This window comes from Novosphingobium sp. Sphag1I (assembly GCF_056279125.1).
This window is the reverse complement of record NZ_JBWBQS010000003.1, coordinates 238,742-251,428: the sequence shown is the minus strand read 5'-3', so window position 1 is coordinate 251,428 and position 12,687 is coordinate 238,742. Positions and strand designations below refer to the sequence as shown.

Here is a 12,687-nt window from a genome sequence, read left to right as displayed (position 1 = left end):
CGGTTTGAAATTCAGGCTTTCGCCTTGTCCTTGGCGCTGTCTTTCTTGCCCAGCAACGCCTTGAAATCGATCATGTCGAGCAGCGATTTACGCTCACCGCCGCCCTTTTCATCCTTGGTATCGGCATCGACCAACGCCTTGACCGACAGCGCCAGTTCGCGCAGCGCCGAGCCCGCCTTGGTCGCGCGATTGGCCTCGGCAAAGGTCTGGCCCAATTTGGCGCAATGGATCGCGGCCTTGATGTCATAGGGAATGACGACATTGATTTTGCGTTCGATCGAGGCTTCGAAATCGGCGCGGCTGATTTCTGCCATGCCCGTTTGAACGCGATTGGCCACCACCATGATCTGGGTATGGGGCGCATTGGCGCGCAGCCAGGACAGGATGCGGATCGCATCGCGCGCACCCGCCAGCGTCAATTCCGTCACCAGCAGCACGACATTCACATCGGCCAGCAAATGCGGAAAATTGATCAGCATGTTGCGCGGCATGTCGATGACGGTGTGTTCAAAGGCGTGGCGGAATTCTTCCTCCAGCCGGACAAAGGCCGAGCCATCGGTCAGTAACGGATGGCTGATCGGCGCCTCGGCCGACAACAGCGAAAGGTGTTCGCCCGCCCGGATCATCGCCCGTTCGATGAACAGTCCGTCGATACGGCTGGGGTTTTCGATGGCGTCGGTCAAACCGCGCCCCGGCTCCAGATCCAGCGCCAGCGCGCCGGTGCCGAAATGGATGTCCAGATCGAGCAGGGCGGTGGGTTGCTTGTGATCGGCCGAAAACAGCCAAGCGATCGAACTGGCGATGGTGGATGCGCCCACGCCGCCGCGGGTGCCGATGACCGCCGTGCTCAGATGCGGCGTATCGGTGTTGTTTTCGGCCTGACGCGGGGCGCTCAGCATGTTCTGCGCCTGAACCAGTGCATCGCGCATCAGGCCCGATGACAGGGGTTTGAGCAGATAGTCGTGAATGCCGCTGCCCAGCAGGTCGCGGTAGAGGCGCACGTCATTGACCTGACCGATGGCGATCACCACCGTGCCGGGTTCGCATACTTCGGCCAAGGCATTGATATCGCCCAGCGGGTCACCGCTTTCCGACAGGTCCACCACCAGGATCGAGGGTGATGAGCTGACCGAGAGCGACTGAATCGCGCTGCGCAAACCGCCACGGACGCATTTTTCCGGCGGCCAACCGAAATCGGCGGCCAATGGGCGCATGACATCCAGCGTCGCCTCGTCGCAGACATAGGCGGCAAAGCTTTCGCGATTTTGCGCCGATCCCGGCTTCCATGGTGCGTTCATGGCTTAACTGCCCCCTCCGGTTGAAACCTTCTTGACCGAACTGCCGCCATCGCCCGACGGCTTGGCCGCGCGATAGGCATCGATGGCCTTGTTGCTGGTCATCACGACGGTTTGCCCATTGGATTTTGCCCCGGCCAGCAGGTGGTCGGGATCGGCCACCATCGCGGCCAGATTGCCGTTGACCGCACAGCCGTAATTGTGGCTGGTGGCATTGTTGAAATTGGTTTCGCTGTTGTCGGCCCAATTGGGGCAATTGGGGACGCTGGCCACGGCGCGCGTCACGACGATGCGGGCCAGTCCCGCATTCACATTGCCTTCGCCGATGGGCACTTCGCGGCTGATCTGAATGCCGCGGCGCGACACCAGTTCGGACAGGGCCAGCATGGTTGCCTCGCTTTTGAGCGGATCATCCACCGCCACGCGGTCGCCATAACGCAGGCCAAGGGCGTCAAACCAACCCGACACGCGTTTCGATTCGGCATTGGACAGGCCGCCCGGACCCGTGATCACGTCCAGCGAATAGCTGTTATGGCTGACAACCGGCTGGTTGACGCTGGTCAGCATCCGGTTGGTGGGCACGCCGCCGCATCCGCCCAGCGCCGCGATCAGCCCCAGCGTCACCCCGCCCATCATCAGGCGATGCCGCGAAGAAGAAGTCATCTGTTTCATCATCGCCTCGCTCAATTCAGGCTAAAGCCGGGTTGGCTGATTTCGCTGGCCACGGCGCGCTTGCCCGCCTTGGTCTTGGCGGCGGGCTCGTCGGCCTCGCTCACTTTCTTGGCGGGGGCGGCAGGGCTTTCCGAGGGTTTGAGGGTCGGTTTGGGGCGATCCTCGCCCTTTTTGCCGTCGCTCAGCATGTTGGCCGCCACCTGTTGAATGTCATTGGCCGTCTGCATCCCGTCGGTGGGCAATTTGATGTCGCCATCATTGACGGGTTTGACCAGATAAGGCGTGACCACGATCACCAATTCGGTCTCGCCCTTCACAAAGCTGGTCGATTTGAACAAAGCGCCCAGCACCGGCAAATCGCCCGCGCCCGGCATTTTCTGGATCGAATTGCTGGCCTTATTCGACAACAGGCCGCCGATCATCATGCTTTGCCCCGAACCCAATTCGACCGAGGTTTCGGTGCGGCGGGTGGACAGGGCCGGGATCGTATAGCCGTTGAGCGTGACAGAACCCTCGCTCGACAATTCCGAGACTTCGGGACGCACGCGCAGGCTGATCCGGCCATCGGACAGGACCGTGGGGGTAAAGCTCAGGCTGACGCCATATTTTTTGTATTCGACCGAAACCGTGCCCAGACCTGACGAGATGGGAATGGGAAATTCACCGCCCGCCAGAAACTCGCCCGTTTCGCCCGACAGCGCGGTCAGATTGGGTTGGGCCAGTGTGGTGACCAGACCGATCTGTTCGCCCGCATCCAGCGTGCCCAGAATGTTCAGACCGAACAATGAACCTGCCCCGGCCAATGTGGTGGCGGTCGAAAGCGCAGAAATCGAGGTGCCGCTTGCCGTCGCGCCGGTCGCATCGGTATAGGTGGTCTTGCCGCCCACGCCCATCGGCGAACCGGGGACATAGGTCGAGGCCGCCGAGCGACCCTGCGACACGCCGAACTGGAACCCGTTGCTGCCATTGGCGATGCTGGTCAGGTTCACGCCCAATTGCTTGGACAATGAGCGCGAGACTTCGGCGATGCGGACCTGAAGATTGACCTGAAGCGGGGTGGCCGTTTTCAGGCGGGTGATGACATTGGCTTCCTTGCCAAGGAAGGCCGTGACAAGGCGCTGGGCCTCTGCGGCGTCTTCGGGGGCGGCGACGGTGCCGGTCAGAAGATAGGTGGCCGAGCTGAGCGTGGCGACATTGATGCGCGATTCGGGCATCGCGACTTTCAGCATCTGATCGACGCTGTCGATGTTGCTGGCCACGCGCACATTGGTGGACCAGATCACCTGCCCTGCGGCATTGCTGGCATAGATCGTGGTTTCGCCCGCGCCGCGACCATAGACGTAGAGCTGATTGTTCGATTTGACCTGAACATCGGCGATCTTGTCATCGGCGACAAAGACATCCTTCATCGCCGAGGGCAGATTGACCAACTGGCCGCGGCCAAGGGCCACCGCCATCGCGTTGGACGGCGCAGAGATCGACACCGGCGAATAGGAATGGGTCATCACCGGGCGGCTGGGCGGATTGGCCGGGGCGTTGACGGGCGCGGATCTGGCGACCGTCTTTGCCGCCACCTTTCCCTTGGCCGGGGCCGCGACCAGAGCGGCAGGCGCAAGGCCCGCAAGGCACACGGACGCCAGAGCCAGAGCGGTGAGGGGGCGCTTTTTAAAGCGAGCGTTGAGGCGGGGATTCATCGGATAGCCTCTCAATCTCAAGGTTGGCCAAGCGGGCCGACGGCGCCGCTGCCAAATGCATTGCCCGCAGCGCCCATGCCGTTGGCAACCGCGCCGTTCTGGACGCCGAAGGAAACGCTCTGGCTGTCACGACCGCGCATCACGCGAACGCCATTGTTGTTCATCGGGCGGGCCACGGCCGGGCCGCCCATTGCGGGGGCCGCCGATGCGATGGCGGGCGTCATCGCGGGCATGGTGCGCTTTTGAAAACGCGAAACTTCGCCGCCGGTGGTGACGGTGTCGCCGCTCATTTCCACCGGACGGCGGGTGGCGGCGGCCAGAAGGCGGCTTTCGTCCGCCTTGGTTGCGCCATCGGGCAATTTCACTGCGCCATTGGCAATTGCACGGTCCAGATCGCCCTGATTGTCGGCAAGGCTGCGCAGCGTCAGGCTGAGCGCGCCCACGGCCTGGGCCACTTCGATCTTTTCGGCGATCTTGGGCGTGACTTCCAAGGTGACGGTGTGGAACGTGCGCACCACGGTCTTGCCCTCGGCGCTCTGATTCTCGGTCGATTGGTCGGTGGCCAGAACGCGCAGATTGCGAAGCACGGTTTCCGTCACGTTAAGCGCCTGGGCATCGGAACCGGCGCCGCGAATGGTTTGCGTGAGCATGATATCGACCCGGTCGCCCGGAAAGATGAACCCGGCCACGCCCGACTTTTCCGACACGGTGATTGTGACCGCACGCATCCCCGCGCCAAGCGCGGCGGCAAGGAAACCGCGATCGCCGGGCGCCACCAACGAACCCTGCGTCAAGGGCTGGCCCGCGGTGATGGGATAGCGCACGACCGTGCCGATCAGCTTGTTCATATCGACATTGCCGTCGACGAAATAAGCTTCCTTCATCAGGTTCTTGGGCCATTCCTGAAAATTGACCGCATCGGCCGTGATGATCGTGCCGGGGGGCAAGGCGCGCTGGGCCACCAGCACCTTGGGGCCGGTGGGCGCGACGGGCAGGGCGGCCTGCACCGTAGGGGCCACGTTTCCGCCCGACAGCATGCTGCGCGCAGCGAGCGCTGTGCCGATCGCGATGACCATCGCGCCTATCAACAGCATCAGCCTACGTCTATCCATCGCGGAACAAGCCCCTTACGCATTATCGGCAGAACGACCGGAAATATCCGGTAAATTGGTTAACATTCGATCACTCATGTGATCACCCGGCCAGAACGGTTCCCGTTGCCGGAAATAAATAGCCCGAAGCGATCACCCACAGCCCGCCAAGGGCAATGGCAATCCCATAAGGAACAGAGGGTTTGTGCTTGTCGCGGCGCGCCACATGCCATGCGGCCAGAACCACCGTCAGCACGCCCCCCGACACCGCCATCACCATCAGCAATTGCGCAAACCACACAGGCTTGATCCACAAGGCCAGCGCGACCAGCAATTTGACATCGCCGCCGCCCATCGCCCCAAGGGCAAAAAGCCCCGCCAGAACCACAAAAGCCCCGCCCGCCAGCGCCAGTTGCCACCCGATTTCGGCCAGCCCCATATGACTGGCCCACCAGAACAGCGGGGCGGCCAAAGCGATGATGGCGTTGAGTTCATTGTCGATCTGACGCCGCCGCATGTCCGTATAGGCCGCCACCAGCAGCGCGATTGCCAAGGCGGCAAGCAAACCGTAGGACATAGAGAAGGCGGGCATGCGGTTACCTCTGAACGTATCAAAGGCTCGCTTTAAAGGTCATCACTTACCAAACAGTAACCAACGCAAGGCCCGTAAATGCTGGACAAGGGCACCGACCGGGGGGTCATGCTGCAAAAGGCGAAAAGAGGCGCTAATGGAACTTCCTGATGGCTGCGTTGAACAACTATGGATAAGTTTGGATGGGTGGCCTATTCGCCGGATCGACCTTTTCCCGACGCATGAGGTGCGCGGCAGCCTTTTGTTCATGCCCGGACGGGGCGATTTTTATGAAAAATACCTCGAATCGCTCGAAGAATGGCGCGATTCGGGCTGGCATGTGACCAGTCTGGACTGGCGCGGACAGGCCGGGTCCGGGCGTTTGGGCATGGATGCAACGACGGGCCATGTCGATGACTTCGCCGTCTGGATCGAGGATCTGGCGGCATTTTGGCAACAGTGGCGCGCAGAACGCATCGGGCCTGTAGCCTTGATCGGCCATTCGATGGGCGGACATCTGAGCCTGCGCGCTCTGGTGCAAGGGCGAGTCGATCCCGATGCGCTGGTGCTGTCGGCGCCGATGCTGGGCTTTGCGGCGGGCGGCGCGCCGTTCTGGGCGCAAAAGGCGTTGGGCTGGACCATGCTGAAATTGGGCGATGCGCGGCGCCCCGCGTGGAGCGGCGGCGAAAAACCGGCCAGTTCGCTCCATGCGCGCAAAGGTCTGCTGACCCATGACGCAAGGCGGTATCAGCAGGAAGCGGACTGGCGCGAGGCGCGGCCCGAATTGGCGATGGGCCCGGCCAGTTGGGGCTGGATGGTCGCGGGTTTGCGGTCGATGGAGACCTTTATGGCGCGCGGCGCGCTGGAACGGGTCGAAACGCCGGTGTTGATCCTGTCCACGGCCGCCGATGGTCTGGTGTGTCATAAAGCGAATCTGAAGGCCGCCCGCCGATTGCCCCATGGCGAGATTATGGCTTTCGGGCGCGAGGCCGCGCATGAAATCCTGCGTGAGGTGGACGCGGTGCGCGGCCCTGCCATGGCGCGGATCGAGGCATTTCTGGACACCCATGTCGCCAAACCGGTCAGCCCGGACTTGACCCACGCGCTGTGACCGGCTTGGGATAAGGGAATGAGCCAGAAGTTTGATATTGCGATCGTGGGCGCCGGTATGGCGGGGGCTTCGCTGGGCGCGCATTTGCTGGCGCGGGGCGCGGGGTCTGTGGTCATGCTGGAGGGCGAGGATCGCCCCGGATACCATTCCACCGGACGCAGCGCCGCCTTTTGGCAGGAAACCTATGGCGGGCCGCAGGTTCAGCCATTGACGGTGGCCTCCGGGCCGGTGCTGGAAGAACTGGGGTTCCTGCATCCGCGTGGTGGGCTGCATCTGGCGCGGGCGGAGGATGTGCCCGCGCTTGACGCCTTTGCGCAGGAATTTGCCGAGGTGGGCGTCGATCTGCCCCCCGTGGATCGCGCCGGGATGGAGGCGCAGGTGTCTGGGCTTGATCCGCAATGGGTTGCGGGTTTGGAAGAGCCGTCATGCCGAGACATCGACGTGGCCGGGTTGCATCAGCATTACCTTGGCGCCTTTCGCCGCGGTGGTGGCGAAGTCTGGACCCGCGCGCGTTTGGCCTCGGCCCGGCGTGAGGGTGATTGGGTGCTGGGCCTTGAGGATGGGCGCGAGATTCGCGCCGGGGTGCTGGTCAATGCGGCGGGCGCCTGGGCCGACGAGGTCGCGCAGATTGCGGGCGCGAAACCCGTGGGCATCCAACCGTTACGGCGCACCATGGCCCAGATCCGGGTTTCTCCAGAGGCGCGGGGCGATATGCCGCTGATCATGGATATGGCCGGGACGTTCTATTTCAAGCCAGAGGGCGGGCGGCTGTGGCTGACCCCGCATGATGAAACGCCCGTGCCGCCCTGCGACGCCGCGCCCGAGGAAATTGATGTGGCGATTGCCATCGACCGGTTCGAAGGCGTCGTCGACTGGCGCGTCGAGGCGGTCGAGCATCGCTGGGCGGGGTTGCGCAGTTTCGCGCCGGATCGGTTGCCGGTTTACGGTTGGGACCCTGTGGCTGAGGGCTTTTTCTGGTGCGCGGGGCAGGGTGGGTTTGGTATTCAAACCGCACCTGCTGCGGCGGAGATGGCGGCGCGGTTGTTGTTGGGGCAGGAGGCCGGTGAGGTCGATCTGGGGGTGTTTGGGCCGGGTCGGTTTGTTTAGAGGGGTTTAGGTGCCTCCGGCGGGCAAAGGGCGGGGGCCCTTTGCAATCCCGTTTCTGTTTTATGGCGGCGGCGTGGTGTATTGGGGTAAAGTGGCGGATTTTGAAGGCCGCTTCGCGGCTGGAGAATGGCGGGAAAGTTAGCGGGAGTGGACCCTATTTTCCATGAATTATGCTCAGGACTGTTCCGTTGCGGCGACAGAGCCGTATGATTGCCACGCCACCATCCGAAGCAGGCGGAAGATGGCCCTCAACAGTCCAAACGCCATCTTGAAGTTTTGCGGTAAGGGGAAATTCGGCTAGAATTTTTTGAGCGCCATAGACCTCCCCAAGATATATATTCGCGATGTTTTTGGCGATTGTTCCTGTAGGGATGACACCGCGCTTAGGCGTGTAAAGCGCAACAGCTTTCACGCACTCCACAGGCTCGGCCTGCACAGCTTGCGGCAGAAGTAACATTGATGCCAAGAGTAATTTCTTCACCTGCGCCCCCTGCTGCCACACGTTTTTTGCATGGGTAACAAACGTCCGAAATAGCACCGCGTCCAGACTGTTTCTTTTCGTCCCGCGCAGCGGTTTATCTGTCTTTTCCGACATCGCCTCCAAACGCAACTCGGCAATTCCGCCGCCACGCCAACAGTAACGGGATTGCAAAGGGCTGTCGCCCTTTGCCCGCCGGAGGCATAAACCAAACCGGCCTACCGCCCCGCCCGCAACGCCGCCGCGCCTGCAAAAGGCGTCAGCGCCACCAGCACCAAACTCGCCGCGCCCGCCAGCGCCAAGCCGCTTTCGCCGCCGATGGCCAAGGAACCCGCGCCGAAGATCAGGATCGGCACGCACAGGGGGATGAACAAAAGGCCCGCCAGCGCCGCGCCGCCTTTTAGCCCTGCGGTGATGGTGGCGACGGATACGCCCACGGCGGCGAGGCCCGGCGTGCCCGCCAGCAGGCCCAGTTCGACAAGGGCGATGGTGCGCGCGTCGAGGCCGAGCAGCGCGGCGGCGGGCAGGGTGGCCAGCATGAGGGGCGGGGCGAAGGAGAGCCAGTGGGCCAGCAGGCGCAGGGCGACGATGACTTCCTCGGAGATGCCGCGCAGGGACCATTGCTCGAAGAGGCCCGCCTCGCGGTCGGGTTCGATCAGGCGGTCGAGCGGCAGGATCGCGGCCAGCAGCGCGGCCAGCCAGATGACGCCGCCGCCCACGCGGGTGAGGAGTTTAGGGTCCGGCCCGACGGCAAAGGGGAAGATGATGGCGACGGCCAGGAAGAAGAGGATAGGCAGGATGATCCCGCCTCCGCCACCATTACCCAGCACCAGAAGGCGCAGATCGCGGCGCAGGATGGCGAAAAGCGCGGCGCCTTTCACAGCGCGTAATCCGCAAGATTGAGCTGGGTCAGATCAGCGATCCTCAGAGATTGGTGTGAGGCGATGATGCATGCGCCGCCTTTCCGACAATGACGGGCGATCATATCCTCCACCATGGCGCAGGCGGCGACATCCAGCCCGTTGAGAGGTTCGTCCAGCAGCCAGTTGGGCGCGTCCTGTCCCACCAGACGAGCAAGCGCGGCGCGTTTTTTCTGACCGGTGGAAAGGTAGCGTACCGGCACATCCAGAAGATCGGCCAGCCCCAGCGAGGCCAGCACATCGCGCTCCACCGGCCCATCGACCCGCGCCCAGAAATCCAGCGCCGCGCCCAATGGCTGGCCCAGGTCCAGCCCGTGACGTTCATCCATCAGCGCCAGCGCCCCGTCCCACGCGATCGTGCCGAGTATGCCGGTGGCCGGGTCATGGTTGGGCGGCAAAAGACCCGCCAGCATCCGCATCAGGCTGCTCTTGCCCAAGCCGTTGGGGCCAAGCACGTGCAGCGCCTGTCCGCGCGCCAGCGTGAAGGAAAGGCCGGAAAACAGCCAGCGGTCCCCCCGGCGGCAGCACAGATCGGTGGCGGTAAGGGCGTTGGCTTGCATGATGGCGTGGCGATAGGCAAAACTTGACGAATTGCCAAGGGATCAGGGCCAATTGTCAGAGGGACTTATGGACGAAATTCAGGGATGGCGGATAGAGAATGGCGCGCTTTGCCGCGACTTTACCTTTGCCGATTTTGCGCAGGCGTTTGGCTTTATGGCCCGTGTCGCCTTGGTGGCGCAGCAGCAGGACCATCACCCCGAATGGACCAATGTCTATAACCGGGTGTCGATCCGATTGTGGAGCCACGATGTCGGGGGCGTCACGGGGCGGGATCGGCGGTTGGCTTTGGCGATTAATGAGATGGTCGAGAGTTTGCCTCCGGCGGGTTAAGGGCGGGGGCCCTTAACAATCCCGTTTTTGGGGTGGGTTTGATACGGGCGTTGTTTTGGCGGATTGAAAGCCTGCGGCGCGGTGAACTTGGATCTGACCTGCTCTTACAAAGCCGCATTATTATAACAATGCCACGTAAAGATTGCCGCCGCCCCCCGATGCGGTCGCCATCCTTCGGCCAGCACGCGGGTCTGCTTCTCACTGGGCCGCTCGTCCAGTCTCAGCAATTTGCCCAGCCCGATCTGCACCGCAAGGTCGCCTGCGGGCCAGATGTCGGGGCGCCCTTCGGCAAAGAGAAGATAGATTTCCGCCGACCACCGCCCGATGCCTTTGATGCGGGTGAGTTGGTTGATCGCTGCCTCGTCATCGGCGGGCAGCAAGGTGAAGTCGAGTTCGCCCGCCAGCACCAGCTCGCACAGGGACCTTGCATAGGACTGTTTCTGGCGCGAGAGGCCGCAGGCGCGCAAAGTGTCAAAATCGGCAGACAGCAGGGCCGATGGATCGGCTTCCTCACCCACGACGCCCACCAGTTTGGCCCACATGGATGATGCCGCCGCCACCGAAACCTGTTGCCCGACGATCGTGCGCAGCATGGTGGCATGACCCCGCGCCCGGATGCGCGGTTCGGGAAAACCCACGCGCGACAGCGCATCGGCAATGCCCGGCGTCGTTTCGGCAATGGCCCGCAGGCCCAATTCAATCGCTTCGGCAGAAAGTCCCATTGGCGCCCGTTTCATAAATCAGAATGACAAAATTTTGCGCGATGCCGCCAGTTGCAAAAGCGGCTTCTTGCCGATAGCAGCCTTGTCAAAGCGCCGGTTGCTTTGCGCTTCATACAGAGGGATTTGATATGCCGAAGCTGGTGATCGTCAATAGTGCGGGTGAAGAAAAGGAAATCGAGGCCCAGACCGGCCGCACCGTGATGGAAGTGATTCGCGATGCAGGTTTCGATGAAATGCTGGCGCTGTGCGGGGGCTGCTGCTCTTGCGCGACGTGCCATGTGCATATTGATCCGGCCTTTGCGGACAAGCTGCCCGCGATTGGCGAAGATGAAGACGATCTGCTGGACAGCAGCGACCACCGCGACGGCAATTCGCGCCTGTCGTGCCAGTTGCCCGTCACGGACGCCATCGACGGCATGCGCGTGACGATTGCCGAACCGGACTGATTGGGCCGGACTAAAAGCCTGACTTTAGGGGTGCCTTGCGCAAATGCATTGCACGTTGCGTAAGGCACCCCTACCTAGGGCGCATGACGAAAGCGCCCGTTTATCAAAGCACCCTCGATCTGATTGGCAACACCCCGATGGTCCTGTTGAAAGGGCCAAGCGAGGCGGCAGGTTGCGAGATCTGGGGCAAGTGCGAATTTGCCAATCCGGGGCAGAGCGTGAAGGATCGCGCCGCCTTGTGGATCATCCGCGATGCGGAAAAGTCGGGCGCGTTGAAGCCCGGCGGCACAATTGTCGAAGGCACGGCGGGCAATACGGGCATCGGCATTGCGCTGGTGGCCAATGCACTGGGGTACAAGACGATCATCGTCATGCCCGAAACGCAGAGCCGCGAGAAAATGGACACTTTGCGCGCGTTGCGGGCCGAGCTGGTGCTGGTGCCGGCGGCGCCTTTCAGCAATCCGGGCCATTTCGTGCATACGTCGCGCCGTCTGGCCGAGGAAACCGAGGGCGCGATCTGGGCCAACCAGTTCGACAACACGGCAAACCGCAAGGCGCATATCGAATCGACCGCACCGGAAATCTGGGCGCAGATGGAAGGGCGGCTTGATGGCTTCACCTGTGCGGCGGGGACCGGGGGCACGCTGGCGGGCGTGGGCCTTGGGCTGAAGGCGTTTGACGAGAACATCACCATTGCCCTGACCGATCCCTATGGCGCGGCGCTGTACAACTATTACGCCCATGGCGAGTTGAAGGCCGAAGGCAGCAGCGTGGCCGAAGGTATCGGGCAGGGGCGCATCACCGCCAATCTGGACGGGGCGCCGATCGACACGCAATTCCGCATGTCGGACGCCGAAGGGCTGGAATGGGTTCGCCGCCTGTTGGCCGAAGAGGGTCTGGCGCTGGGCCTGTCGAGCGGGATCAATGTTGCGGGCGCGGTGGCGCTGGGCCGCAAGCTGGTGGCCGAGGGCAAGCAGGACGCGCGCGTCGCCACGATCCTGTGCGACACGGGGCTGCGTTACCTTTCGACCCTGTACAACAAGGCATGGCTCGAAGCGAAGGGGCTGCCGGTCTTCCCTTGGTTGGCGTGATAGGGTATCATAGGGCGTAATGATGGACGCCACCCGCCCCACTCCGGCCGATCCGGCCACTTCGGAATTCGAGCGAACCCCGCGCGAAATCCGTGCACAGATGGTGCAGCGGCTTCAGGTCGGGCTGTTCGGCCTGTCGCTGATGCTGCTGTTGGTGGGTCTGGCCAACATCATCATGGACAATGCGCGGCGCAATGACGCCGCCGTTGCCAGCGCGCAGGCCAGCACCAGCGCGGGCACGACCAGCGATCCTCTGGCCGATATAGGGGTCATCCCGTCGCCTGACGCGGGCAAGCCCGATGCGGGCGCTTCGCCGCATGTAACGCCCGCCGCGCCGCGCTGATAAGGGGCTGGCGCGGGAAATCCTGCCCCATCGGGGAAATCATGCCACTTGTGGGAAAGCCTGCCACCGGATGGATTCCGGGCGTGCTTGCGCGATTCCGGCTTTTACGCGCGGGAAAAGGTGGGAATCGCGCGGGAATCGCGAATCTGTGATGCGGGAATCGGCGGGAAGAGGCGTTCGACAGCCTTTCCAGTCTTGGGGAATTTGCGGGAGAGCAGCGCCGAATGGGTGTGTTTCCGGCGCTTTGGTAAGATT

The 12,687-nt window shown here is 62.8% G+C and carries 15 protein-coding genes; 6 read left to right on the top strand and 9 right to left on the bottom strand.

The window, feature by feature from the left end; genetic code table 11:
• Window positions 1-11 precede the first annotated feature (11 nt).
• From ACZ9HU_RS04745 to ACZ9HU_RS04725, 5 genes are all read right to left on the bottom strand, one after another.
• On the bottom strand, window positions 12-1,298 hold the full coding sequence (locus ACZ9HU_RS04745; RefSeq protein WP_476102883.1) for a CpaE/TadZ family protein: 1,287 nt from the start codon (window positions 1,296-1,298) through the stop codon (window positions 12-14).
• Between the two features lie 3 nt (window positions 1,299-1,301).
• The gene (locus tag ACZ9HU_RS04740; protein ID WP_476102881.1) at window positions 1,302-1,958 is read right to left on the bottom strand and encodes a CpaD family pilus assembly protein; all 657 of its coding nucleotides are present in this window, start codon (window positions 1,956-1,958) and stop codon (window positions 1,302-1,304) included.
• Window positions 1,959-1,978: 20 nt separating this feature from the next.
• The gene (locus ACZ9HU_RS04735; RefSeq protein WP_476102879.1) at window positions 1,979-3,661 is read right to left on the bottom strand and encodes a type II and III secretion system protein family protein; all 1,683 of its coding nucleotides are present in this window, start codon (window positions 3,659-3,661) and stop codon (window positions 1,979-1,981) included.
• A 17-nt stretch (window positions 3,662-3,678) separates the two neighbouring features.
• Complete coding sequence (gene cpaB, locus ACZ9HU_RS04730; RefSeq protein WP_476102877.1) at window positions 3,679-4,773, bottom strand: Flp pilus assembly protein CpaB; 1,095 nt, start codon at window positions 4,771-4,773, stop codon at window positions 3,679-3,681.
• Window positions 4,774-4,855: 82 nt separating this feature from the next.
• Entirely contained in the window at window positions 4,856-5,329 is a 474-nt protein-coding gene (locus tag ACZ9HU_RS04725; RefSeq protein WP_476102875.1) for an A24 family peptidase, read from the bottom strand.
• A gap of 193 nt (window positions 5,330-5,522) precedes the next feature.
• On the opposite strand from ACZ9HU_RS04725, the gene ACZ9HU_RS04720 reads away from it, so the two are divergent.
• Both ACZ9HU_RS04720 and ACZ9HU_RS04715 read left to right on the top strand, forming a co-directional pair.
• Entirely contained in the window at window positions 5,523-6,434 is a 912-nt protein-coding gene (locus tag ACZ9HU_RS04720; RefSeq protein WP_476102873.1) for an alpha/beta fold hydrolase, read from the top strand.
• An 18-nt stretch (window positions 6,435-6,452) separates the two neighbouring features.
• Window positions 6,453-7,541 (top strand): NAD(P)/FAD-dependent oxidoreductase, encoded by a 1,089-nt coding sequence (locus ACZ9HU_RS04715; protein WP_476102870.1) that lies wholly within the window; start codon window positions 6,453-6,455, stop codon window positions 7,539-7,541.
• A 154-nt stretch (window positions 7,542-7,695) separates the two neighbouring features.
• On the opposite strand, the gene ACZ9HU_RS04710 is transcribed toward ACZ9HU_RS04715, so the two are convergent.
• From ACZ9HU_RS04710 to ccmA, 3 genes are all read right to left on the bottom strand, one after another.
• Entirely contained in the window at window positions 7,696-8,136 is a 441-nt protein-coding gene (locus ACZ9HU_RS04710; RefSeq protein WP_476102868.1) for an NTF2 fold immunity protein, read from the bottom strand.
• Between the two features lie 101 nt (window positions 8,137-8,237).
• A complete protein-coding gene (locus tag ACZ9HU_RS04705; RefSeq protein ID WP_476102866.1) occupies window positions 8,238-8,900 on the bottom strand; it encodes a heme exporter protein CcmB in 663 nt (220 codons plus the stop codon).
• The gene (ccmA, locus tag ACZ9HU_RS04700; RefSeq protein WP_476102864.1) at window positions 8,897-9,499 is read right to left on the bottom strand and encodes a heme ABC exporter ATP-binding protein CcmA; all 603 of its coding nucleotides are present in this window, start codon (window positions 9,497-9,499) and stop codon (window positions 8,897-8,899) included. The genes ACZ9HU_RS04705 and ccmA overlap by 4 nt, the downstream gene beginning before the upstream one ends.
• Before the next feature lie 52 nt (window positions 9,500-9,551).
• Between ccmA and ACZ9HU_RS04695 the strand changes: the two genes are divergently transcribed.
• Window positions 9,552-9,830, top strand: a complete 279-nt coding sequence (locus ACZ9HU_RS04695; protein ID WP_476102862.1) for a 4a-hydroxytetrahydrobiopterin dehydratase — start codon at window positions 9,552-9,554, stop codon at window positions 9,828-9,830.
• A gap of 104 nt (window positions 9,831-9,934) precedes the next feature.
• Here ACZ9HU_RS04695 and ACZ9HU_RS04690 read toward each other — a convergent pair whose 3' ends face one another.
• Window positions 9,935-10,552, bottom strand: a complete 618-nt coding sequence (locus tag ACZ9HU_RS04690; RefSeq protein WP_476103069.1) for a DNA-3-methyladenine glycosylase family protein — start codon at window positions 10,550-10,552, stop codon at window positions 9,935-9,937.
• A 128-nt stretch (window positions 10,553-10,680) separates the two neighbouring features.
• Between ACZ9HU_RS04690 and ACZ9HU_RS04685 the strand changes: the two genes are divergently transcribed.
• The 3 genes from ACZ9HU_RS04685 (at window position 10,681) to ACZ9HU_RS04675 (ending at window position 12,432) form a co-directional block, all read left to right on the top strand.
• Window positions 10,681-10,998 (top strand): 2Fe-2S iron-sulfur cluster-binding protein, encoded by a 318-nt coding sequence (locus ACZ9HU_RS04685; RefSeq protein ID WP_476102860.1) that lies wholly within the window; start codon window positions 10,681-10,683, stop codon window positions 10,996-10,998.
• A gap of 83 nt (window positions 10,999-11,081) precedes the next feature.
• On the top strand, window positions 11,082-12,089 hold the full coding sequence (locus tag ACZ9HU_RS04680; protein WP_476102858.1) for a cysteine synthase A: 1,008 nt from the start codon (window positions 11,082-11,084) through the stop codon (window positions 12,087-12,089).
• A 19-nt stretch (window positions 12,090-12,108) separates the two neighbouring features.
• Complete coding sequence (locus tag ACZ9HU_RS04675; RefSeq protein ID WP_476102856.1) at window positions 12,109-12,432, top strand: hypothetical protein; 324 nt, start codon at window positions 12,109-12,111, stop codon at window positions 12,430-12,432.
• Window positions 12,433-12,687: the final 255 nt, after the last annotated feature.